This window comes from Streptomyces roseolus (assembly GCF_014649855.1).
GTDB lineage: Bacteria > Actinomycetota > Actinomycetes > Streptomycetales > Streptomycetaceae > Streptomyces > Streptomyces roseolus.
On sequence record NZ_BMTV01000010.1, the window covers coordinates 244181 to 264407 of the forward strand.

At 73.7% G+C, this 20227-nt stretch carries 22 protein-coding genes; 9 read left to right on the plus strand and 13 right to left on the minus strand.

Features of this window, described 5'->3' with window-relative positions:
- Nucleotides 1–21: 21 nt before the first annotated feature.
- Nucleotides 22–1236: an acyltransferase domain-containing protein gene (locus IE245_RS14830; protein ID WP_308436611.1), complete on the minus strand. Its 1215-nt coding sequence runs from the start codon at nucleotides 1234–1236 to the stop codon at nucleotides 22–24.
- 751 nt (nucleotides 1237–1987) lie between these two features.
- On the opposite strand from IE245_RS14830, the gene IE245_RS14835 reads away from it, so the two are divergent.
- The 3 genes from IE245_RS14835 to IE245_RS14845 all read left to right on the plus strand — a co-directional run bounded on the left by IE245_RS14835 (nucleotide 1988) and on the right by IE245_RS14845 (nucleotide 4109).
- On the plus strand, nucleotides 1988–2536 hold the full coding sequence (locus IE245_RS14835) for a hypothetical protein (RefSeq protein WP_189947440.1): 549 nt from the start codon (nucleotides 1988–1990) through the stop codon (nucleotides 2534–2536).
- A 169-nt stretch (nucleotides 2537–2705) separates the two neighbouring features.
- Nucleotides 2706–3245, plus strand: a complete 540-nt coding sequence (locus IE245_RS14840) for a hypothetical protein (RefSeq protein ID WP_189947442.1) — start codon at nucleotides 2706–2708, stop codon at nucleotides 3243–3245.
- Nucleotides 3246–3755: 510 nt separating this feature from the next.
- Nucleotides 3756–4109, plus strand: coding sequence for a PRC-barrel domain containing protein (locus IE245_RS14845; protein ID WP_229851283.1), 354 nt, complete (start codon nucleotides 3756–3758; stop codon nucleotides 4107–4109).
- 177 nt (nucleotides 4110–4286) lie between these two features.
- Here the strand turns inward: IE245_RS14845 and IE245_RS14850 are convergent, their stop codons facing one another.
- The 12 genes from IE245_RS14850 to IE245_RS14905 form a co-directional block, all read right to left on the minus strand.
- Nucleotides 4287–4721, minus strand: coding sequence for a hypothetical protein (locus tag IE245_RS14850; protein ID WP_189947445.1), 435 nt, complete (start codon nucleotides 4719–4721; stop codon nucleotides 4287–4289).
- Between the two features lie 74 nt (nucleotides 4722–4795).
- The gene (locus tag IE245_RS14855) at nucleotides 4796–5167 is read right to left on the minus strand and encodes a gas vesicle protein K (RefSeq protein ID WP_189947447.1); all 372 of its coding nucleotides are present in this window, start codon (nucleotides 5165–5167) and stop codon (nucleotides 4796–4798) included.
- Complete coding sequence (locus tag IE245_RS38045; protein ID WP_189947449.1) at nucleotides 5164–5454, minus strand: gas vesicle protein; 291 nt, start codon at nucleotides 5452–5454, stop codon at nucleotides 5164–5166. The genes IE245_RS14855 and IE245_RS38045 overlap by 4 nt, the downstream gene beginning before the upstream one ends.
- Nucleotides 5451–6398 carry a GvpL/GvpF family gas vesicle protein gene (locus IE245_RS14865; protein ID WP_189947451.1) on the minus strand — a complete coding sequence of 316 codons (948 nt, stop codon included), beginning with the start codon at nucleotides 6396–6398 and terminating at the stop codon, nucleotides 5451–5453. Before IE245_RS14865 ends, IE245_RS38045 begins: the two co-directional genes overlap by 4 nt.
- Nucleotides 6395–6802, minus strand: a complete 408-nt coding sequence (locus IE245_RS14870) for a gas vesicle protein (RefSeq protein WP_189947453.1) — start codon at nucleotides 6800–6802, stop codon at nucleotides 6395–6397. The genes IE245_RS14865 and IE245_RS14870 overlap by 4 nt, the downstream gene beginning before the upstream one ends.
- 97 nt (nucleotides 6803–6899) lie before the next feature.
- Complete coding sequence (locus IE245_RS14875) at nucleotides 6900–7742, minus strand: SRPBCC family protein (RefSeq protein WP_189947455.1); 843 nt, start codon at nucleotides 7740–7742, stop codon at nucleotides 6900–6902.
- Nucleotides 7735–8214, minus strand: coding sequence for a hypothetical protein (locus tag IE245_RS14880; RefSeq protein ID WP_189947457.1), 480 nt, complete (start codon nucleotides 8212–8214; stop codon nucleotides 7735–7737). Before IE245_RS14880 ends, IE245_RS14875 begins: the two co-directional genes overlap by 8 nt.
- Before the next feature lie 43 nt (nucleotides 8215–8257).
- Nucleotides 8258–8512: a gas vesicle protein GvpG gene (locus IE245_RS14885; RefSeq protein WP_189947460.1), complete on the minus strand. Its 255-nt coding sequence runs from the start codon at nucleotides 8510–8512 to the stop codon at nucleotides 8258–8260.
- A 76-nt stretch (nucleotides 8513–8588) separates the two neighbouring features.
- On the minus strand, nucleotides 8589–9302 hold the full coding sequence (locus tag IE245_RS14890) for a GvpL/GvpF family gas vesicle protein (RefSeq protein WP_189947462.1): 714 nt from the start codon (nucleotides 9300–9302) through the stop codon (nucleotides 8589–8591).
- Nucleotides 9303–9304: 2 nt separating this feature from the next.
- Nucleotides 9305–9742, minus strand: coding sequence for a gas vesicle structural protein GvpA (locus IE245_RS14895; protein WP_189947463.1), 438 nt, complete (start codon nucleotides 9740–9742; stop codon nucleotides 9305–9307).
- 82 nt (nucleotides 9743–9824) lie between these two features.
- Nucleotides 9825–10121: a gas vesicle protein GvpO gene (locus tag IE245_RS14900; protein ID WP_189947465.1), complete on the minus strand. Its 297-nt coding sequence runs from the start codon at nucleotides 10119–10121 to the stop codon at nucleotides 9825–9827.
- 351 nt (nucleotides 10122–10472) lie between these two features.
- Nucleotides 10473–12743 carry an MMPL family transporter gene (locus tag IE245_RS14905; RefSeq protein WP_189947467.1) on the minus strand — a complete coding sequence of 757 codons (2271 nt, stop codon included), beginning with the start codon at nucleotides 12741–12743 and terminating at the stop codon, nucleotides 10473–10475.
- A 305-nt stretch (nucleotides 12744–13048) separates the two neighbouring features.
- Here IE245_RS14905 and IE245_RS14910 point away from each other — a divergent pair, with 305 nt between their 5' ends.
- The 6 genes from IE245_RS14910 to IE245_RS14935 all read left to right on the plus strand — a co-directional run bounded on the left by IE245_RS14910 (nucleotide 13049) and on the right by IE245_RS14935 (nucleotide 19718).
- Nucleotides 13049–14332: a sensor histidine kinase gene (locus tag IE245_RS14910; RefSeq protein WP_229851284.1), complete on the plus strand. Its 1284-nt coding sequence runs from the start codon at nucleotides 13049–13051 to the stop codon at nucleotides 14330–14332.
- Nucleotides 14329–15006, plus strand: coding sequence for a response regulator (locus IE245_RS14915; protein WP_189947470.1), 678 nt, complete (start codon nucleotides 14329–14331; stop codon nucleotides 15004–15006). The genes IE245_RS14910 and IE245_RS14915 overlap by 4 nt, the downstream gene beginning before the upstream one ends.
- A gap of 247 nt (nucleotides 15007–15253) precedes the next feature.
- The gene (locus IE245_RS14920; RefSeq protein ID WP_189947472.1) at nucleotides 15254–15751 is read left to right on the plus strand and encodes a DedA family protein; all 498 of its coding nucleotides are present in this window, start codon (nucleotides 15254–15256) and stop codon (nucleotides 15749–15751) included.
- Between the two features lie 70 nt (nucleotides 15752–15821).
- Nucleotides 15822–19019, plus strand: coding sequence for a DEAD/DEAH box helicase (locus IE245_RS14925; RefSeq protein ID WP_189947474.1), 3198 nt, complete (start codon nucleotides 15822–15824; stop codon nucleotides 19017–19019).
- A gap of 87 nt (nucleotides 19020–19106) precedes the next feature.
- The gene (locus tag IE245_RS14930; protein ID WP_189947476.1) at nucleotides 19107–19322 is read left to right on the plus strand and encodes a hypothetical protein; all 216 of its coding nucleotides are present in this window, start codon (nucleotides 19107–19109) and stop codon (nucleotides 19320–19322) included.
- Between the two features lie 15 nt (nucleotides 19323–19337).
- Nucleotides 19338–19718 carry a fic family toxin-antitoxin system, toxin component gene (locus IE245_RS14935; protein WP_373305329.1) on the plus strand — a complete coding sequence of 127 codons (381 nt, stop codon included), beginning with the start codon at nucleotides 19338–19340 and terminating at the stop codon, nucleotides 19716–19718.
- Nucleotides 19719–20227: the final 509 nt, after the last annotated feature.

Genomic DNA, 20227 nt, shown 5'->3' on the forward strand with positions numbered 1-20227 from the left:
TTCTCCGGGTCGGGGGCGGGGTCACCAAGGGAAGTCGGGCTCGGCGAGGGGGGCGTGAACGGGCGCTTCGGTGCATCCGGCCAGTACTCTCCGGGCGCTGGAGGCCAGCGCGTCTCCGGTGCCCGCCTCGAAGAGGACGGCCGGTCGGTGCAGGACCACCTGGCGCAGGATGTGGGGGACGGCGGCGGGCCGGACCAGGCAGTCGGCCAGCCGCCTGGGCAGATCGTCGTCCGGGCGGTAGCAGCGGCCGGCCACGGCGGAGTAGACGGGCACGCGGGCCTCGGACCAGGCGCGGACGCGCAATGACTCGGCGAACGCCTCGGCCTGGGGGGCGAGGGACGGATGGTGGGAGGAGAACGGCAGACGCAGGCGCACGGCGACCACGTCGGATTCCGCGGCCGTCTTCTCCACCCCGTCCAGCTCCGACACAGGGCCCGAGAGCACCACCGACCGGTCGTCGTTGACCACGGCCATGACCGTGTTCCCCGCCCCGGAACGCTCCAGCAGTCGACGGGCGGAATCCTCGGAGCAGGAGAGCAGCGTGAGCCCACCGGCGCACGAGGCGAGCACGAGGGAGAGGTCGTAGGCCGCGCGGGCGCCGTCGGGAAGGCTGAGGACCCCGGCGGCGGTCAGCGCGGCGATCTCGCCGAAGCTCACACCGACGACGATCCCCGGTGGTCCGTAGGCGCCGCACAGCGCGTGGTGCACCGCCATCGAGGCACCGAACAAGGCAAGCTGGGAGCTTCCTGTCGGTGCGTTCGCGAGATCGAGCCCACTCGGCGGGTTCGGTCCCAGCAGCCACGGACCGAGCTGCGGAAGACCGCACCCCACCGCGACATCGTCGATCTCGAGGAACACCTGACGGGCAGCCGAGAAGAGGCGGTTCTCCGTGCGCACGGCGCGCGTCAGCGAGCCGACGGAGAAGTTCCCCTGCCCTGGGAACAGGTGGACCGATCTCCCTCGGGCGGGGGGACGGACCACGTCGCGCGTGAGGCTGGTGTGCATCTGACCCTTCCGGCGGAGACAGTCCAGAGACGTACGGGGCACGGCCGCAGCGGAAACGGGACTCACGCGGACTGCGCGTGGCCCCCAAGGAAGCCGTGATCCGAGACTGACCCAATGAGGGCTCTTCCAGGGGCGCCGCGACGGACGAACCTGTTGAATGTGCGCGGACGTTGAACGCGTGTCGATGGACACTGGCCTCCCGGCGACAGCCCTGGAAGAGGAGGCGGTCATCAAGATTCCTTCCGCGTTCGGATTCCAGAAGCCCTGGGACGTTCGGCCGGAAGCGTCACGATGGCCCACCCGAAACGCTCCTCGTCGCGCCCGAGACACCTTCCTGTCTGGCGGTCGCCTTCAACAGTGAGGTCACTACACGCACTTCGGGGTGTGCCAACTCCTGCGAGTCAAGAAGCGGATCATCCTGAGGGACTTCCGGCAGTCATCCTCCGGCCCGCCCTCACGACGCTGCCCCTGACGCCGGACGGCCTGGGGGCTGTGCTCGCCGCCTTCGGACGTGCCGCACTGCGCTGGTCGGACTCACCGGCCGCCCCGAGATCTCCCAGCACTCCGAACGCGACATCGTCACCTATGCGCCCCATGCCACGGACCGACGCTTCTCCGCCCTTGACCAGGCGTTGCAATACGTGGTCGAAAGAAGCGCGGCAGGCGACGCCGTCTCTGTGCTCCTCAATCTGCCTTAGGCCGACGCCCATGACATCTGCAAGGCGAATTCCCGACATTCTGCCGGGCGTCACCTGTGGTCGCCTGCTGTGCGGCGGGCTGATGAAGCTGGAGAGCGGAACCACTGCGCTCCAGGTGCGGAGTCCACTGGAGTCGAACGCCTCCGAGGTCGCCGCAACGCACAGAATGCACGGACAACACCTGCCTCCGCACGTCTGTCCTGAACTGCAGCTGCCCGTCCGGCCGAAGCATCGGCATGCTGTGTGGGCGCGGCGCGCCGCGCACCGAGGACAAGGAGACTCTCATGTCCAACCGTCGACCACGCCCCGGCACGACGGCCACCGCCGCCGCAGGACTCGCCCTGATCGCGGCAGGGCTGTCCGCCGGCCCCGCTGCCGCCCGGGCTTCTGCCTCCGTCCTCGCCTGTGCCGGGTACGAGACAGCGACCTACCAGCCCGGGCTGACCCTCACCGAACAGCAGGTCATCGTCACGGCTTCTGGAGCTGTCGGCCCTTGCACGGGTACCGACCTCCAGCACACCGGAGGAAGCATCAGCTTCCAGGGCCAAGGTCAGCTCGCGTGCACCGGCGGCAACTCCTCCGGTTCCGGCGTGATCAACTGGTCGAACCCCCAGACGGATGCCACCGCGTTCGACTTCACCGGCGGGGTCAGCCTCCGCCCCGGTGGCGTCTCCGTGCTCCTCCTCACGGGTGAGGTCCGGTCCGGTGACTTCCAAGGCTCACAGATTTCCGTCGAGATCGCCCTGGTGCCGTCGCCCACGGAAAGCCTCCGGTGCACCACCCCCGAGGGGCTCAGCACCTCCTCCGGAGTGCTGAGCGTCCAGATCATCTGACGCCGCTGAGCCGAGCGCCGCCGTACTCCTCCGTTCACGGCCACCGGCTTCGAACAGCATGGCCGACATGCAGGGCCTCGCTCAAAGGTTCGGGGCGCTTCACCAGATCTGAAACAGCGCGCGAGGAAAGCGCATGCCCGACCGGCGCGTGCCCGAGAAAGGGACCCCCATGAAGCAGAAATCTCGCCTCGGTCTGATCAGTGCGCTGACTCTGGCCGCAGTCCTGGTGACGGCAGCTCCACCGGCGCAGGCGGCACCGGGAGACATCCTCTGCACGGTACCCAGCAACGACTCCTCGACGTACTCGCCGCCCCTGGGCCTGACGCCGGCGAACACCACCGTGACCATCACCCGGGATCTCAACAACTGCACGTCGCTCAGCGTGCCGGCGATCAACTCGGCTCCCGTCACGGTTCACCAGGTCACCATCCCGTCCTACTCGTGTCTCACTCTCCTCAACTCCGCCCCCACCACGATCAGCTTCACCTGGAACAACGGTGCCACCACCGTCGTCACCGGGACCAGGACCGTCAACCTGGCCGCCTCCGCGCTCACCACCACGGTGACGGGCACCGTCACATCAGGTCTCTTCGCCGGCGACACGGTCGTGTATCAACTGGTCGCTCCCTCGGCGGACGTGCTCGCGTGCACTCTTGGCCTGGGGACGGTCTCCCGGATCGACAGTGCCGCCACCCTCACCATCAACTGAGCGCTGTCGAGCCGCGCCGACGAGGGCAGAGTCCCCCGGCGCGGCTCGGCCGAGGGCACCTCTCCGACCGTCCCGAGGGACACCGATCGAGCCTGAGCCGGGCGGCCGCATGGCCGGATATCGACGCTTCAATAGGGAATGATCCCTTTTCGGTGGCGAGGCGGCGTCCGGGGGTTCTCCAGCGAAACCAGACTGTTCAAGGCGCGCCCGGGCGTCTTCCCCGTGGTCGGCCGGCCGGATGACAGGCTGCACCCGGTGTTGAGGGCATGTGCTGCGACGGTAGGGTCTGGGTTGTCCTAACGGAGGTTGGCGGACACCAACAAGGACAACCCCCAGCGGCAGGTGCGGCTGAGCTTCCTGGGCTGATCGCACCGACCGGGACCGTGCCGGGCGGTGCGGCCGGGCCTTCCGAGGGGGTGTCGGCGCCGGAGCGGCGGGCACGCGGTCACTCGACCGGCCGGGCGGAACGGATCGCGTCCGTGCCGGGCCCGAGAGCGAAGGAGGACCGTGGTGGCGGACGACCTGTGGGAGTACAGCCCGACCTGTGGGCACCGGACCGGGATGGACCTGGCCGGCTGGAGCGTGATGGCGACCGACGGGTTCGTGGGACGCGTGGACGAGCAGTCGGAGGACGCGGGCGACGCCTGGCTGGTCCTGGACGCGGGAGCGTGGATCTTCGGAAAGCTGCTGATCCCCGCGAGCGCGGTCGTCCGGTGCGAACCGGAGGCGAGGACCGTACGGCTGGCCCTCACGCGAGGGCAGGTGGAGGACGCCCCGCAGCACCTCTCCGAGACCGAGCGAGCCGACGGGCAGTACCGGGAGGACGTGGCCGCCTACTTCGCCGAGGCCGCCCGGAGCAGGTGACGGGGGCCTCCCGGGCTCCCGTGGGGACCTGGCCGGGGAGCCCGCGGGCTCCCCGGCCTACCGGGCCGTCGGCCGGCGCGGGCGGGGCCTCTCATGCCGCCGGTCCGCTCCGACGGGTGCGGAGCGGACCGGGAAAGGGGTTGCCGTGCGGGCGCGGGGCCCTCACGGAGGAGGCGGTCAGATCCGTCCTCCGGCGAGGCGGGTCAGCGGGCCGACGGCCGGCCGGGCGGTCGCGCGGCCGGCCGCGAAGGCGGCGCCGGCGACCCCGGCGAGCCCCGCCGCCACTCCCGCCGCGACGGCCTTGCGGTTCTTGGCGACGGCCCAGGCCGTGGTGGCGGCGGACGCCACCTTCGTGGCGTTCTCCGTGACGGCCTCCCGGCCCGTCCGCAGGCCGTTCGCCACCGCGCCGCCGGTCGTGGTCTCACTCGCCTCCCGAGCGGCGGACTTCGCCCCGTTCGTGGCCGCGGAGGCCTTCGAGCGGGTGCGCTCCCCGGTCGAAGCGGCCCGTTTGGAGGCCCGTGCGGTGGACTTGCCCCGAGACGAGGACCTCTTCGCCGACGGCGTGCCGTCGGCGCTCGCGGAACTGTCGGAACTCCCGTTCGATGTAGTCATGGCATTCCTCCTTGCCTCTGTCGAGCAGTTGAAACGAGCGGTCGGCCGGTCGCGCGTCCACGGCGCGGAACCGCTCACCGGCCGTCCGGGCCCCGGGGATCCCGGGGCAGAAGCGAACCGAGGGGGCCGAGGTCCAGGTTCAGGTCGTCCATGGTCAGCCCGTACCGCCCGCACAGTTCTTCCATGCGTTCCTCCAGGATCATCAGCGTCATGCCGACGCGCTCTTCCTCCTCTTCGTCGAGGTCTCCCTGGTCGACGCGGTGGACGGCGGTGCGTTCCATCAGCTGGCGCAGCAACTCCACGATCGTCAGGACGAGTTTGATCAGGTCCCGCTCCACCGTGTCGGGGTCCGTGGAGAGCCGCTGCGTGAGGGCGTGGCCCCCGGTGGCGCCGTCCGGTTCCCCCGGACGTTCCACCAGGTCGTGCCTCCCGTGGTCCGGGCTCATGCGGTGTCCTCCTCGCGGCGCTCGGGTCCGACGACGCGCGCCCAGGGCGTCGGGTCATCGGCGGTGACCGACCGGATGACCGCCCGCAGGTTGATGTGGACGAGGTCCACGTCGGCGATGGACAGGACGAGGTCGCCGGTCAGGACCGCGCCTCCGGTCAACAGGCGGTCCAGCAGGTCGATCAGGGCGACCGGCGGGCCGACCGGCGGCCCGAGCGGCGACTCGGTGAGCCGTTCGCCCCGTTCGCGCCGCTCGGGCCGCCCGTCGGCCACGCGGGGGGTGTTCATCGGGGCGGCGCACCCCCTTCGCCCCCCTCGGCGACGGGCGAGGCGAAGGAGTACGGCGCCCACGGCCCGGTGACCTCGACCCGGACGCCCGTCACCCCGCTCCCGGCCGCCTCCGCCTCCGCCCGGAACCGCGCCTCGGTGTTCGCGGGCACCAGACAGGCGTGGTTGGCGACGTTCACACCGCGCCCGGCGGACAGCTCGCCCTGCTGCGCGGGGTGGGCGACGGCGGCCCGCACGGTGTCCTGGACCGCCCGCGTCACCTGCGCCGTGACCGCCTCGGCCGCCCGCCAGAGGTCCTCGGTGCCGCGTCGCTGCCGCCGGCGCCGCAGGAGGTACTCCCTGCCGGGGCTCGTCGGCTCCGGCGCGGGCTCGGGGGAGGGGTGGGCGGCGGAGGACGCGGCGGCGGGGTCCACGAAGACCTTCAGCCCCAGTTCCACGTGGCCGTCGAGCCACGTCAGCATCTCGGTGAAGGCGTCCCGGTGCGCGAGGAGCATCCCGCGCACCCGTTCCTCGCCGGTGTACACCGTGGCCAGGCGGAGGGGGAGGACCGGGGCCCGCGCGAAGGCCGCGTCGACGACGGCGTGGTGGGCGCGGGCGAGCTCCTCCAGTCCGGGGAGCCGCTCCAGCCGACGGCGCAACGGCTCCTCGTCGAAGGCCTCGGCCGGCACCGCCGACACCAAGGCCACGAGGCCGCCCTCCGCGACCAGCCGCACGTCGTGCCCGTCCACCCCGCCGCCGGCTCCCGCGAGGGGGACGAGACTTCCGTCGTCCCGGCTGATGCCGTAGACGTACACGCGGATGGGGGCCTCCCGGGGCGGGAGGCGAGGGAGGACGGACTCCTCGGACGCACGCTCCCGCGACGCGGCCCGGGCGCCGGTCCGGCCGTCCGTCCGGGCGTCGGTCCGGGCGTCGGTCCGGGCGTCGGTCCGCTCGGTCGTGCTCATCCTGCTTCCTCCGTTCCTTCTTCCGTGACGGCCTTCCGTTCGCCGTTCCGCAGGCGGGCGAGCTCCGCGCGCAACAGCTCGTTCTCGTCGACCAGTTGCCGCTCCCGGTGGGCCCGGCCGTCGAGGGGGTCCGGCGCGCGCGCCCGCGAGGAGAGCGAGGGATCGTGCTCCCACCAGTCGATCCCCATCTCCTTCGCCTTGTCGACGGAGGCGACCAGCAGGCGGAGCTTGATGGTCAGCAACTCGATGTCGAGAAGGTTGATCTGGATGTCGCCGGCGATCACGATGCCCTTGTCGAGCACGCGCTCCAGGATGTCCGCGAGGTTCGCGGACGAGCCCTGACGGCTGCTCGGCGGTCCGGCATGGGGCGAGCCCGGCAGGCGGCCCGCGAAGGTCTCGGACACGGTGCACTCCTGTCCTGGGTGGTGCTTCTGCTGGTGGTCGGTGGTCGGTGGTCGGTGGTCGGCGGTTGGTGGCCGTGGCCGGTGGCCGCGGCCGGCGTCAGCGGTCGGCCGCGACGGAGTCCTCGTCGTGGAACTCCGCCTCCTCCGCCTCCGCTTCGTCCTCGTACAGGTCGTCCTCGGCTTCCTGCTCGTCCGCGTCGACCTCGTCCGCGTCGACCTCGTCCGCGTCGACCTCGTCCACGACGCCTTCGCCCTCGCCCCGCAGCATGAGATGCGCGCGGTAGCGCTCCAGGTGCAGGCGGGCACGCCTGCCCGGGGCGTGCCAGACGTTTCCCACCCTTCCCAGCAGGCCCCGGGGCGCGTACTCCAGGACGAGGAGGACCCGGGTGAGGTCGTCGGTGAGCCGATGGAAGGTGACGACTCCGTGGACGGTGCCCCTCGCGGTTCGCGCGCTCCAGGCGATGCGCTTGTCCAGGATCTCCTCGGTGTCGACGACGCCCCGGGCGAAGCCGCCGCGCTCCTGGAACCGCGTCCACTGGTCGTACGCCTCGTCCACGGGAACCCCCACGTCGACGTCCTCGGCGACCGTCACGCGCTTCGCGGAGCCGCCGTCCGGCCCGCGGCCTCCGCCGACGGCCTCGACCGCCTTCTTCCCGACGGAGTCCTTGGCGGCGCGCGCGCCGACCGTCAGGGCGGCCCGCAGCGGCGTCTTCCCCTCACCGAGGGCACGCCTTCCTCGCTCCAGGCCCTTCACGAGGGCGTCTCGCCCGGCGCCCGGTTCGGCCAGCCCCGCGAGGGTCTCGCCGAGGCGTTCCCCGAGGCGCGTCGCGGCGGCCTCGAAGCGTGCCGTCACGTACAGCCGGAGCTCTTCCTTGAGCCGTTCGGCCGCCGGGCCCTCCAGCAGGCCCTTCTCGTTCCTGTCCAGGGCCGTGTCACCCATCGTCCTCGCCCCCGCCCTTGCGCGTACGGGATTCCGAGGGTTTCCGGGACGGGCTGCTCCTCTTGCCGGACGCCTGCGAGGAACGGGCCCTGCCCGAGCCCCCGGACCGGCCGCGGGGCGAGGACCGGCGCGTGGTCTTCCCGGTGCCCGGTGTCGTCTCCGGCTCGGCGTCCCCGCCTCCGAGCGCCTTCGTACGCCTCCGCAGGGAGTCCGCCAGATGCGTGGTCCGCTGGGCGAGCGCCTCGGTCGCCGCGGTCTTTGTGGCCTCGACCACCTCCCGGCGGAAGTGCTCGCCCAGCGCCCCCGCCGCCGGGGACGCGGCGATCAGCCGGCCGATCCGCCGGGGGTCGGGATCCAGCTTCCGGCCGGCGAGGAACAGCCCCACCCCCATGGCCAGCCGGGCCTTCCGCGTCCTGCCCAACAGGTAGCCTCCGACCAGCGCGGCGGCCACCGTGGTGTTCTTCGGGTTCACCGGTCCCCCTCCGTTCGCCGCGCCCGTTTCCCGCACGTCGCCATCAGCCGCTCTCCGTCCTCCGTCGGTACGCCTCGATCTCGTCGAGCCTGTCGAGGAGTTCGTCTTCGAGCCGGTCGAACTCCTCGGCGTCCAGCCGGCCGTTCTCCAGGTCGTCCACCAGCGTCGCCAGCCGCGCCCTGACGGGTTCCGGGTCGTAGTACTCCCGTTCCGCGGCCCGCAGCACCTGGTCGACCACCCACGCCGTGCCGCGCACGGGGGCGAGGGGCAGCGTCAGGATTCCGCCGAGCAGTCCCATCCGTCCGCCTCCTTCACCACGTCGGCCTCCTTCGCCGTGCCCTCCCCGCCGTCGCTTCCGCCCGCCTCGCGCCGGGTCATACGAAGCTGTACGGGGGGAGGGGGCCGGTCAGCGTGAAGGCGCACGCGTCGCCCCCGCGGTCCGCTTCCTCCCGCACCGCGTGCACGAACTCCTTCGAGGACCCGGCGGGCACGAGGAAGGAGACGTTGAGGAAGTGGCCGGCCCCGGGCTCGGACCGCGCGACCCTGGCGGCGACGGGCTCCAGCCGCCGCAGGGTCTCCTCGGCCTGCCCCGCGTTGCGCACGGCGATCTCGCGGGCCACGAGTTCGCCCAGGGCGACCCGGTCCTCCTGCGGGGTGTCGCCCGACCGCGTCCGCTCGTTGAGCTCGCGGATCTCCACCGAGTCCGCCACGATCTCGCGCAGCAGGTCCTCCTCGTCCCTGGACGCCTTGAGGTGGAACTCCAGGTGGCCGTCGAGTTCGGTCAGGCGCGAGCGGTAGGTGTCGCCGTCGTGCTCCAGGACCTCGGCCACCTTCCCGTCGTCCGGACCGAGCAGCCCGAAACGCATGGGCAGCGTCGCGCCGTGCGCCATGAGGGCCTCGACCACCGCCTCGTGGGCCAGCACGTCCCGCCGCTTGGCGCGGAGTCCTTCCTCGGCATCGCTCACGACCGCGACGAGGTCCCCGGCGGAGACCGTCCGCAGCGCGGCCGGCGGTTCACCGACTCCCTGGAGGCCTTCCAGGGGCGCCGGGTGATCGGCCGAGACGATCGCGTAGACGTAGGTGGGCACTGTTACTCCTCCCGCCGGGTGGCAGACGTCCGGCCGGAGGCGGACTTGCGCGCCGGCCGCTTCCTCGGTTCCTCCTCGGACTCCTCCCGCTTGCTCTGGAGGGAATCCGTGAACGCCTCGACGGCGCCGGTCAGGGCGCCCTTCGACTTGCCCTTCGCGCCGCTCTCCGTCACCTCGCCCACGATGTCCGTGAGCTGGGCCGGGGCCTTGCGCCCGGACTCCAGGTCGAGCCGGTTGCACGCCTCCGCGAAGCGGAGGTAGGTATCCACGCTCGCGACGACCACGCGCACGTCGATCTTGAGGATCTCGATGCCCACGAGGGAGACGCGCACGAACGCGTCGATCACGAGCCCTCGGTCGAGGATGAGTTCCAGGACGTCGTAGAGATTGCCCGAGCCGCTGCCGCCGCCCGTCGTACTGCTCTGCTGGACGAGTGTCACGCTGAACTCCTTCCGTTTCGCCGTCCGTTGTCCCTCGGGGAGGGGCAACGTCCTTGCCAAGGGAGGGCGGTTCCCGCCGTCGTCAACGGCGGTCGATGTGGCCTCGTGCGTAGCGCCGGGTGCGCTCGTACGCGACCAGCCGGCCCTCCGGGTCGAGAGCGACGCGGTACGAAGCCATCACGCTCATCGTGTCCGGGATCTTCGCCAGCTCGACGACCTCCACGTCCGCCGACCAGCCGTCCTCCGTCGCCCGCACGGACGACACGGCTCCCGGTTCGCATCGCAGCAGTTCCGCCAGCTGCGCGGACGCGCGGTGCGTCGCCGTCGCCAGATCGATCGTCCGGGTCTTGTCGTTCTGCTCTCCGTCGGTCGTGCTCATGGTCCCGTCCGTCATCGGGGAAGTCCGGCCGGGAAGTTCCCGGCCGCGGTCCTTGGCTGTTGACCGCGTGCCCGGCGTCCCGCGCCGTATGCGTGAAAAGTTCGCATCATTCCGAACGCGCCGCGCCTCTTCCGGTCTTGGGGGGAGGCGACTCCCCGGCGAGGAAAGGCAAGCCGCCCGTCCGGGCGGTGGCGCACGGCCCCGGGGCCGTGCTCGCCGGGCGGAGCCGGAGGACCCTGCCCTCCGGCTCCGCCGCACGGACGCCCCGGTCGTCCGACGCCCCTGACGCGGAGGAGCGCCGGGGCCGCCTCCGTGGAGGCCGGTGGGCGCCGGCACGGACGTCCCGGACCGTCAGGTGCGGTCGAGCTGCCTCGGGTCGTCCGCGAGCGGTCGTGCCCACGGGGGCCCTTCCCGGTCGTGCGGAGCGAGCGGCTCCGCGTCCCGTCCGTCCGCGGACCGGAACTCGTCCTTCCTGCCCCGCGCCCCGCGCACCGGCCACCACATGCCCCGGCCCAGCAGCGCCGCGGCCGCCGGGACGATCAGGAGCGACAGGACGAAGGAGGAGAGGAGGATGCCCAGGGCCGTGGCGAAGCCCAACTGGCGCGTGGAGGCGTCCGCGTTCACCGCGAGGCTGCCGAAGGAGGCCGCGAGGACCACACCGGCCGTGGCGACGGCCGGCGCCGTGTGCCGCACCGCGCGGGCCACGGCCGCGCGGACCGGGCCTCCGGCGGCCGTCTCCTCCCGCAGCCGGTCGCTGATGAGGATGGTGTAGTCGGTGCCCAGCGCCACGACGAACAGGAAGAGCACCAGCGGCAGGACGAAGTTCACCCCGGGCTCACCGCCGAGGTGCTGGAAGACCAGGGCGGAGGCGCCGAAGGTCGCCGCGAAGCAGAGCCCGACCGAGAGCATCAGCACCACCGGGGCCGCCAGGCTGCGCAGCAGCACCACCAGGATCAGCGCGATCAGCGCCGCGGCCACCGGGAACACCGTCCTGAGGTCCCGGTCGACCGCGGTCGCCACGTCGGCGAACACGGCCGCGGTGCCGCCCACGTGCGCGGTCGTCCCGGCCGGCGCCGTTTCCCGTACGGCCTGGCGCACCGGCCCCGCCACGAGGTCCCGGGCGCGCTGGGACGAGGAGTCCACCGTCAGGTAGGCGTCCAGCCGGGCGGCGGTGCGGTCGGTGCCGAGCACGGGAGCGGCCACCTCGCCCACCCCCGGCACCCGGGCCAGCGCCCGGCGCAGGGCCTCGAGTCCGGCGGGGTCCAGGGTCCGGCCGTCGCCGGCGGTGACGTACACCGTCGTCGGGTCGGAGACCCCCGGCGGCAGGGCACCGGCGATCTCCTTCGCCGTCGCGGCGGCCGGCGTGTCGTGCGGGGTGCCACCGGTGCCGAAGTCCATGCGGACGCCCGCCGCGCCGACCGAGAGCGCGCCGAGGAGCGCGACCGACGCCACGAGCACCAGCAGCGGACGGCGCGCCACCAGCTCGCCGGTACGGGCGGCCGGCCCGGTCCGCTCGGCCTTCGAGAGGCTCCGCGAGGGCCAGAACATCTTCCGGCCGGTCACCGCCAGCAGCGCCGGCATCAGCGTCAGGCTCGCCACCAGCATCACGAGCACCGACACCGCCACCGAGGGGCCGAGCACCCGGAACTGCCCGAACGACGCCACGCCGAGCGTCGCGAAGGCCGCCACGATCGTCAGCGCCGCCGAGGTCACCGCCGTGCCCACGCGTCCGGACACGTCCGCGGCCACCGCCCGGTGGTGCTCCTCAGGGCGCCGCCGCAGCTCTTCGCGGAAGCGGAACAGCAGGAAGAGGAAGTAGTCCACGCCGATGCCGATCAGCACCGTGCCGATCATGCTCGGGGTGCCCGGGTCCAGCTCGAAACCGGTCAGGAGGGCCGCTCCCACGACCGTGCCGGCGGCGGCGCCACCCACCACGGACACCGCGAACAAGGGGACGAACGCCGCCAGGACGCTGCGGAACACCCACACGTTGACCAGCACGATCAGACCGACCATCACGAGGCCGACCACCGTCTGCGTGGTCTCCTCCGCGTCGGCCCGGTCCACCACGTCCGCCAGGCCCCCCGTGAACCCCGTGCGCAGTCCGGCCTCGCCGAACTCCCGCTGGGCCCGGTCGTGGAAGACCCGGTACACGGACTGCATGCCGGGGTCGGTGGAGTTGCCCCGCAGCCGTACGCCGAGCAGCGCGAACGACCCGTCGGGGGCGGTCGTCACCAGGGCCACGCGCGGAACCTGGGAGTAGTCCTCGGAGATCCCCCGTATCTGCTCCTCCGTCCACGGCATCTCCACGCGCGCGGCGCTCAGTCCACGTGCCACCTCCTCCACGCGCCGCGTGTCCGCGGCCTCCAGCGGCTTGCCGTCGCGGCGCGCCACCAGCACCGTCACCGCGTCGGTGTCGGGCTCCGCGCCGAACTCCTCCCGGGCGACCCGCAGCGCCGCGGCCGCGTCGTACTCCGGCGGCAGGAAGCCGGCGCTGTCGGTGTGCGTCACACGGAAGACCAGAGCCTGGCCCATGAGCGTCAGGAAGACCCCGAGCACTCCCCATACGGCGATGACCCGCCATGGTCTGCGGGTCGAGAAACCGGTCAGGGCACGGATCACGGGAGTCCTCCGGGAGGGGTACGGACGAGGAGGGCCACGGAACCGCGGAGGTCCGGACGGCGCCCCGTGCCGGGTCGTTCCGGCACGTGCCCAGCACATCAGCGGCCCGGGGCCCCCGCCTCGGAGCCGGGGAGGAGAAACCCGCTGGGAGCACGGGCCCGCACCACCCGGCCCCTGGGAGCCTGCTCCTGGTCCCGGCTCCCTCCCCGTCCCGACGCCCTCCGCCCCCGTCCACCGGCACCATGGGACACTCGGCGGACGAACCGCAGGTCGTCGCCGCTGCGGCGGCTCCGGGGAGAGCGTGGATGGGCAGGGGGCCTGAGATGGAACGGCGGGCGGACGGAACGCGCCCCGGGCGGGCCGGGGGCCGGACGGACGCGCCGGGCGCCGGGTCGCCGGACGAGACGACCGGGACGCTCCCCGGCGGTGCGGCCGGAGCGGGAAGCCGGCGCGGAGGGCCGGGGCTGTGGAGCCGGCACGACGGGCTCGTCGCCGTCGGCGCCGCGGCCCTCGACCTCGTGGGCTTCACCGTCACCAGCCAGATGGACCGGGGCCGCGTGCCGGTGACCGGGTGCCTGCTCGTGGTCGCCGCCGCCCTGTTCCTGCTGGCGCGCCGCCGCGCGCCCCTGTGCGTCCTCGCGTGCGTCCTCGCGGGGAACCTGGCGCTCACCTGGTCCAGCACCGTGGGCCAGCACTACGGGGCGGCCACCGTCGTCGCCCTCTACACCGCCGTACGCCACCACAGGGCCGCGGTCGGCACGGCGGCCGTCGTCGGCTGCGTCGCGGTGCTCCAGTTCCTCCGTCCGGGACTGCCCGCCCCCTCCCTCATGGAGCTCGTCCCCAACGTCGCGTCCGCGCTGTTCGTGGCCGGCGCCGCCGTCGTGGTCGGCCGGTGGCAGCGCAGGGCCGAGACCCAGCGGCAGCTGCTCGCCGAGCGGGCCGTCTCCGACGAACGGCGCCGCATCGCCCGGGAACTGCACGACATCGTCGCCCACCACCTGACCACGATGCAGCTGCTGGCCGGAGGCGCCCGGGCCAACCTCGACCGGTCCCCGGAGACGGCCCGCGAGGCGCTCGTCACCCTGGAGGGCTCCGGCCGCACCGCCCTGCGCGAGATGCGCCACCTCCTCGACGTGCTCCGGGCCGGCGACGAGAACGACGAGGGCGAGACGACCGCCCCGCAGCCCGGCATCGGAGACCTCGACCGCATCGTCGGGGACAGCCGCCGCGCGGGCCTCCCCACCACCCTCACCACCGACGGCGACCCGCGGTCGGTGCCACCCGGTGTCGCGCTCACCGTCTTCCGCATCGTCCAGGAGGCCCTCACCAACGCCCGCAGGCACGCGGGCGACGGGGCGCACGTCGACGTGCGGCTCACCTTCGCCGCCCACGAGGTGCGGGTCGCCGTCCTCGACGACGGTCCGCGCCCCGGCCGTCCTCCCGTACGCGGCTCGGGCCACGGGCTCATGGGGATGCGCGAACGCGTCGCCCTCCACGGCGGCACCCTGCGGGCCGGGCCGGAGGGCGAGGGGTTCGCCGTCCGGGCCCGGCTGCCGCTGCCCGCCGACCGTCAGGAGGCGTACGCGTGAGCGCGACCGTGAGGGTCCTCATCGCCGACGACCAGCCGCTCGTCCGCCGCGGCCTCGCCCTGATGCTCGCCCCCGAACCCGGTTTCCAGGTCGTGGCCGAGGCCGCGGACGGCGCGGAGGCGGTCCGCCTCGCCCACGAGCACCGGCCCGACGTGGTCGTCATGGACATCCGCATGCCGGTCCTGGACGGCATCGCGGCCACCGGGCGGCTCACCGCCGAACTGCCCGACTGCCGGGTCCTGGCCCTGAGCACCTTCGACATGGACGAACACGTCGTGGGCGCCCTGAGGGCCGGGGCGTGCGGCTTCCTGCCCAAGGACATCTCGCCCGAGGACCTCGTCGCCGCCCTGCGCGTGGTCCGCGACGGCGAGGCGATCCTCGCCCCGAGGCTCCTCACCCGGCTCATCTCCCGGCACGTCACGGCCCCCGACCGCCGGGCGGCGCCCCCGGAGCCCCCCGGCACCGAGGGGCTCACGCCGCGGGAACGGGACGTGTGGCGGCTGATCGCCCGCGGCGCGGACAACGCGGAGATAGCCGACCGGCTCGGTGTGAGCGCCTCCACCGTGAAGAACCACATCACCGCCCTCTTCGCCAAGCTGCGGGTCCGCGACCGCGCCCAGGCGGTCATCGCCGCCTACGAGACGGGCCTGGTGACCGCACGACGGGAGACGTGAGCCACCCCGTCGGACGAGGGCCGCACGGCCGGGTTCCCCCGCGGGGCCGCAGCCCCCCGGGACCGGCCCGGGCGGTCGGTTAGGGTGGCCTATGTGGGGAGTGACGGAACGGGCAGGGGCGGACCGCGGGTGAGAGCCGAAGAGCGGGACCGCGGCCGTCGTCGGCCCACCGCGGCGCGACGCGGCCGTACCGCGGGACACGCGACAGGAACCGCGGGCTTCCGGCCGGCGGCCGGAACGGGGTGCCGTGGATAAGGTCGTGCTCACCGCCGGCGCCCTGTACGTGATCGTGCTGCTGCGCGCCGGAGGGACGTTCGCCGTCGGCTGGCTCGCCGGCGCCGGCGCCCGCCGCAGCAGGTTCGCCGGGCGCATGACCTCGGCCAGGTTCCAGCGCGTGGAGCGCGCGATCCAGCGGTGGGGCGCGCCCGTGGTGGCCGTCTCCTTCCTGACCGTCGGTTTCCAGACCGCCGCCAACTTCCTCGCGGGCAGCATGCGCATGCCGCTGCCGCGCTACCTCCCCGCCCTGTTCCTCGGCGGAGCCGCCTGGGCGCTGCTCTACGCGACCGTCGGGCTCGGAGCGCTCGAGATGCTGGGCAGGGTGTTCGCCGGCAGTACCGCGCTCGGCGTCGCCGTGGTCGCCGCCCTGCTCCTCGCGGTGTGCGGCGCCGTCGCGTACCGCAGGAGGAGGACCGCGCGGCCCGTCCGCGACACCGAGGCCGACGGCCCGGCCGCCCACGAGGCCTGAACCCTTCCCCAGCCGCCCGGCCCGGTGAAATCGCCTGCGGGCGATGATCACGGGATGCGAGAGTCCCGTCATGCGCAGCGACGAGGCCGACGTGCGGGGATCCGTCATCGACCTGGCACGGGAACGCTGGGGAGTGACCCCGGACGGAGAGTTCCCGGAGCGGTTCACCGAGCCGGGGTGGAGCTACGAGGCGACGGTCGAGCGCCCGTGCCCCGTCTGCGCCGGCGAACTGCACGCCCTGCGCAGGCCGTACGAGTCCCAGGGCAGGACCTACCGGTACACGGCGCTCGTCTGCCCGGCCTGCCCCGCCGCCTTCACCCTCGCGGACCTGGGCGCGAAGCGCTACGACGAACTGACGGGCACCGGGCGGACGCCCGCCCGCCGACGCGCCGCCCACCCGGACGGCGACCCGGCGCCCACCGTGCTCGTACGGCTCAGGGTCCCGGCGCAGCAGCGCCCGGAACCCGGCCCGGGCCGGCCGGAGGACCTGCCCGAGCCCGACGCCACCGAGCCGCGCGCCCTGCTGTGGTGCAAGGTCGCCGACCCCGCCTGGCGCCCCTCCGACGCGGCGCTCACCGCGGCCGAGGACGTACGGGTGATCCTTCCCGACGGCCCGGCGTACGCGCCGCTGCGGGCACGGCTGGCGGAGGCGGGCGTCCCGTACCGCGTCAGCCGCTACTGGGAGGAGACCGGCCGGGTCGGCACCGTCTCCGACACCGGAGGCCGTACGGACCTGGTCGCCGTCGCCACCGAGGGCGCGGCCCCCGCCGCCGGCCACTGGGCGGCGGCGGCCAGGGACGCCTTCGCCGCCCAGTGGGACGCCCTGGAGGACCCCCCGGACGGCGACGGCGACGACCGGGACGACGAGGGCGAGGGGGTCGGTGAGGGCGAGACGTACGTCCCCGTCACCGACCTCGTGCCGGCCGACTGGGCCGGGCTGCTGCCCCACCCGTCCTTCAACCCGATGCAGGCCGCCGCCGTCCCCGCCGTCCTGGAGGACACCGGGCACCTGGTCGTCGTCGCCCCGACGGGCGCGGGCAAGACCCCGGTCGGGATGGTCGCCGCGCTGGAGGCACACGCCCGGGGACGCAAGGCGGCCTGGCTCGTGCCCCAGCGCTCCCTCACCGACGAACTCGACCGCGAACTCCGGCTGTGGCGGAGCCACGGGCTGCGCGTGGTGCGGCTGACCGGCGAGTCCGCCGTGGACACGGAGCTGATCCGCTCGGCCGACGTGTGGGTGGCCACCACCGAGAAGTTCGAGGCGATCTGCCGCACCGGCTCGCTGCGGGACGCGCTCGCGGAGGTCGGCTGCCTCGTCGTCGACGAGATCCACCTCCTCGGCGACCCCACGCGCGGAGCCGTCCTGGAAGCGCTGCTCACCCGCGTACGGGAGGACAGCACCACCACCCGCATCGTCGGCCTCTCGGCGACGGTCGCCAACGCCGACGAGGTCGCCCGCTGGCTGGGCGCCCGCCTGGTCCGCACGGCCTGGCGGCCCACCCGGCTCACCTGGCAGCTGCCCCTCCTGCCGCCGGTCGACGCGAACGACCGGGCGGCGCGGGCCGCCGCCCGCACCGGGGCCGCCGTCCGCATCGCCCGACGGGTCACCGACGACGGCGGCAGCGTCCTCGTGTTCTGCGGCAGCAAGCGCGGCGTGCGGACCACGGCACTCGCCCTCGCCGCCGACCGCGGCGTGCCCACGGCGGGCGTGGACGCCGACGACGCCGAGGCCGTGGAACGGCTCTGCACCAAGGCCGGGGTACGCCTCCACTACCGGGACTGGCCCTACAGGCACGACGCCGAACGGGCCTTCCGCGCCCGCGAGGCGGAGGTCCTGGTCGCCACCTCCACCGTCGCGGCCGGCGTCAACCTCCCCGCCCGCGCGGTCGTCGTCCGCGACACCACCCTCGGCCTCGACCGCGTCGAGGTGTCGATGGTCCAGCAGATGTTCGGCCGCGCCGGGCGCGTCGGCGCCGGGGAACGCGAAGGCTGGGCCTTCCTGCTCACCGACCCCGTGGAACGGCCGCACTGGCAGGCCCGGCTGGTCGCCGGGTACGCCGTACGGTCCCGCCTCGACGAGCACCTGGCCGACCACCTCCTCGCCGAGGCCGTCCAGGACCGGGTGTCGAGCGTCGAGGAGGCGGAGCGCTGGTGGGCCGGAACCTTCGCCGCCCATCAGGGACACGACAGCGTCGAACCCCTGCACCACGCCGCGCTGTTCCTCGCCGCCGCCGGCTGCCTGCGCCCCACCGAGGAGGCGGGCCGTCTGGAACCCAGCGCCCTCGGACGGCTGACCAGCCGCTTCATGGTCGACGCCGACGCCGCCCACGACCTGGCGGCGGCCCTGCGCCGGGCACCGGTGCCCGACGCTCCGCTCGCCGCCGAGCGGCTGCTCACGGCCCTGCTCTGCGCCCACCTCCCGGCCCTCGCGCAGGCGCCGTTCACCGAACGCGCCAAAGCCACCCTGCGCCGGGTCCTGCGCGAGACCGAGCGGGAGGACGTCGCCCAGGGCGGCCTTCCGGACGACCCGTGGGGGCTGGGCCCGGTGGGGGAGGACCGGGCCGAGGACGACGACCCGCGCGGGACCGAACCCGGTGACCACGCCCGCGCCGTCCTGATGCTCGCCGCGACCCGCCCCCACCTCTTCCGCGGCCGACGCCCCTACGTGCTCGGCATCCCCGTGGACTCCATGACCGGCATCCTGGACGAGGCCGAGCGCTACCTGGCCTGGCTCGGCGCGCAGGGCCCCCTCGGCACCGTCCACCCGTGGGCGGGCGTCGTCGCCGCCGACCTCGCCGCGCGCGTCCGCTGGCGCGCCCTGGGCCCCGGCCGGGGCGCCGGACGGCTCCTGTGGATGTGCGAGCGCATGGCCACCGCCCCGCTCGCCCCCGGTCTCGTCCCCCGCATGTGGAACGCCGCCCGGGCCCGCGGCGTCGACGCCCCCGACTGGCCCGGCACCACCCCGCCCGCCGACTGCGCCCTGCCCCCCGAGGGCTATCGGGCGCTGCTCGCCGAACGCGCCACCGGCACCCGCCTCACCGTGGACGACGACACCGTCCGGGTGTCGGCCCCGCCGGGCACGGTGATCCGCCTGTGGAACGGCGCCACGACCACGTACCACCACGCCGCCGCCGCCGAGACCACGCTTCCGCTTCCGCCCGCCGACCCGACCGACCCCTCGGCGGGCCGCCGCGGCGCGGCCGTCTTCACGCGCGGCGACCGGCTCGCGGCGGGCTGGCTCGACGCGTACACGGCCGCGCGCGCGTGAGCGCCCCGCCGGGCCCACCGCCCTCGAAGCGGACCCGGATCGTCAGGAAGCCCGGCCCGCCGGGCCCCGGGCCGCTACCGTGGTGCCATGGCACGGGAAATCCGCATCGAGATCAGTGACGAGGCGTACGAGGCGCTCCAGCGGGCCGCCGCCGAGCGGCACCTCGCGGCCGAGGACTACGCCGGCGACGTCCTCCACGCCGACCTCACCCGGACCCGCTTCATCGAGGGCGCCCGCTCCTTCGTCCACGAACACGGTGACGCCTTCGCCGCCCGGTACGGAGCCCGCCCCAGCGGCGCCTGACCGGGGGAGCGGCCCGTGACCGTCCACGTCGACCTGGCCTGGCTCCTCGGCATCGCGCAGAAGATGATCCCCAGCGACCCCGAGATCACCGACTGGGGCTCGCTCGAAGCCGCCCGCGCCCGCCACGCCTTCCACCTCATGGGCACCCCCGTCTACGACCTGCCGCACCACCGCGCCGCGGCCCTCCTCCACCAGCTCGTCCGGGTCCCCGCCCTGGAGCACTCCAACGAACTCTTCGCCGTCGCCGTGGCCGCCGCCTACCTCCACGCCTCCGGCCACCCCGTCGACGTCACCAGCGAGGACGCGATCGGCCTCGTGGACCGTGTCCTGACGGGCGAGGCCGACGCGCGCGAGGTCGCCGCCACCCTGAAGACCTGGGCCGCGCCGGACGCCTGAGCCGACGCCGCACCGTTCCCGGGTCGGCGGACACTCCCCGGAGCGGGGTTGACATGCGTTTTCCCGATACGTAGTGTCCTCCGGGTTGTCCGACGTGAGCACCGACTCCGGTCGGCCCCGGACAGCCACTCCGCAAGATCCGCACAGCCTGCCTGCCGGCTGCGATTCGTCGCGCCGTCCTGCTTTTCGTGCGTTTCAAACGGAATGAGGATTCGAAACCCCGATTCGCTTCGGGGCCGGGGAATCCGCTAATGTCTCACTCGTCGGAACGGCCCAACAGCCGGAAAGACAAACCCCTTCCGACGGGGAATCGGACGCCGAAAGGATCTGATAGAGTCGGAAAAGCCGGAAGGGCCCGGAGCGAAAGTGAAAGGGACCGGAAAGCACCGAGGAAATCGGATCGGAAAGATCTGATAGAGTCGGAAACGCAGGAAGCGCAGGAAGCGCCCGGAGGGCCCGGAGACGGGAACGAAGGAAGCGTCCGCACCTTGAGAACTCAACAGCGTGCC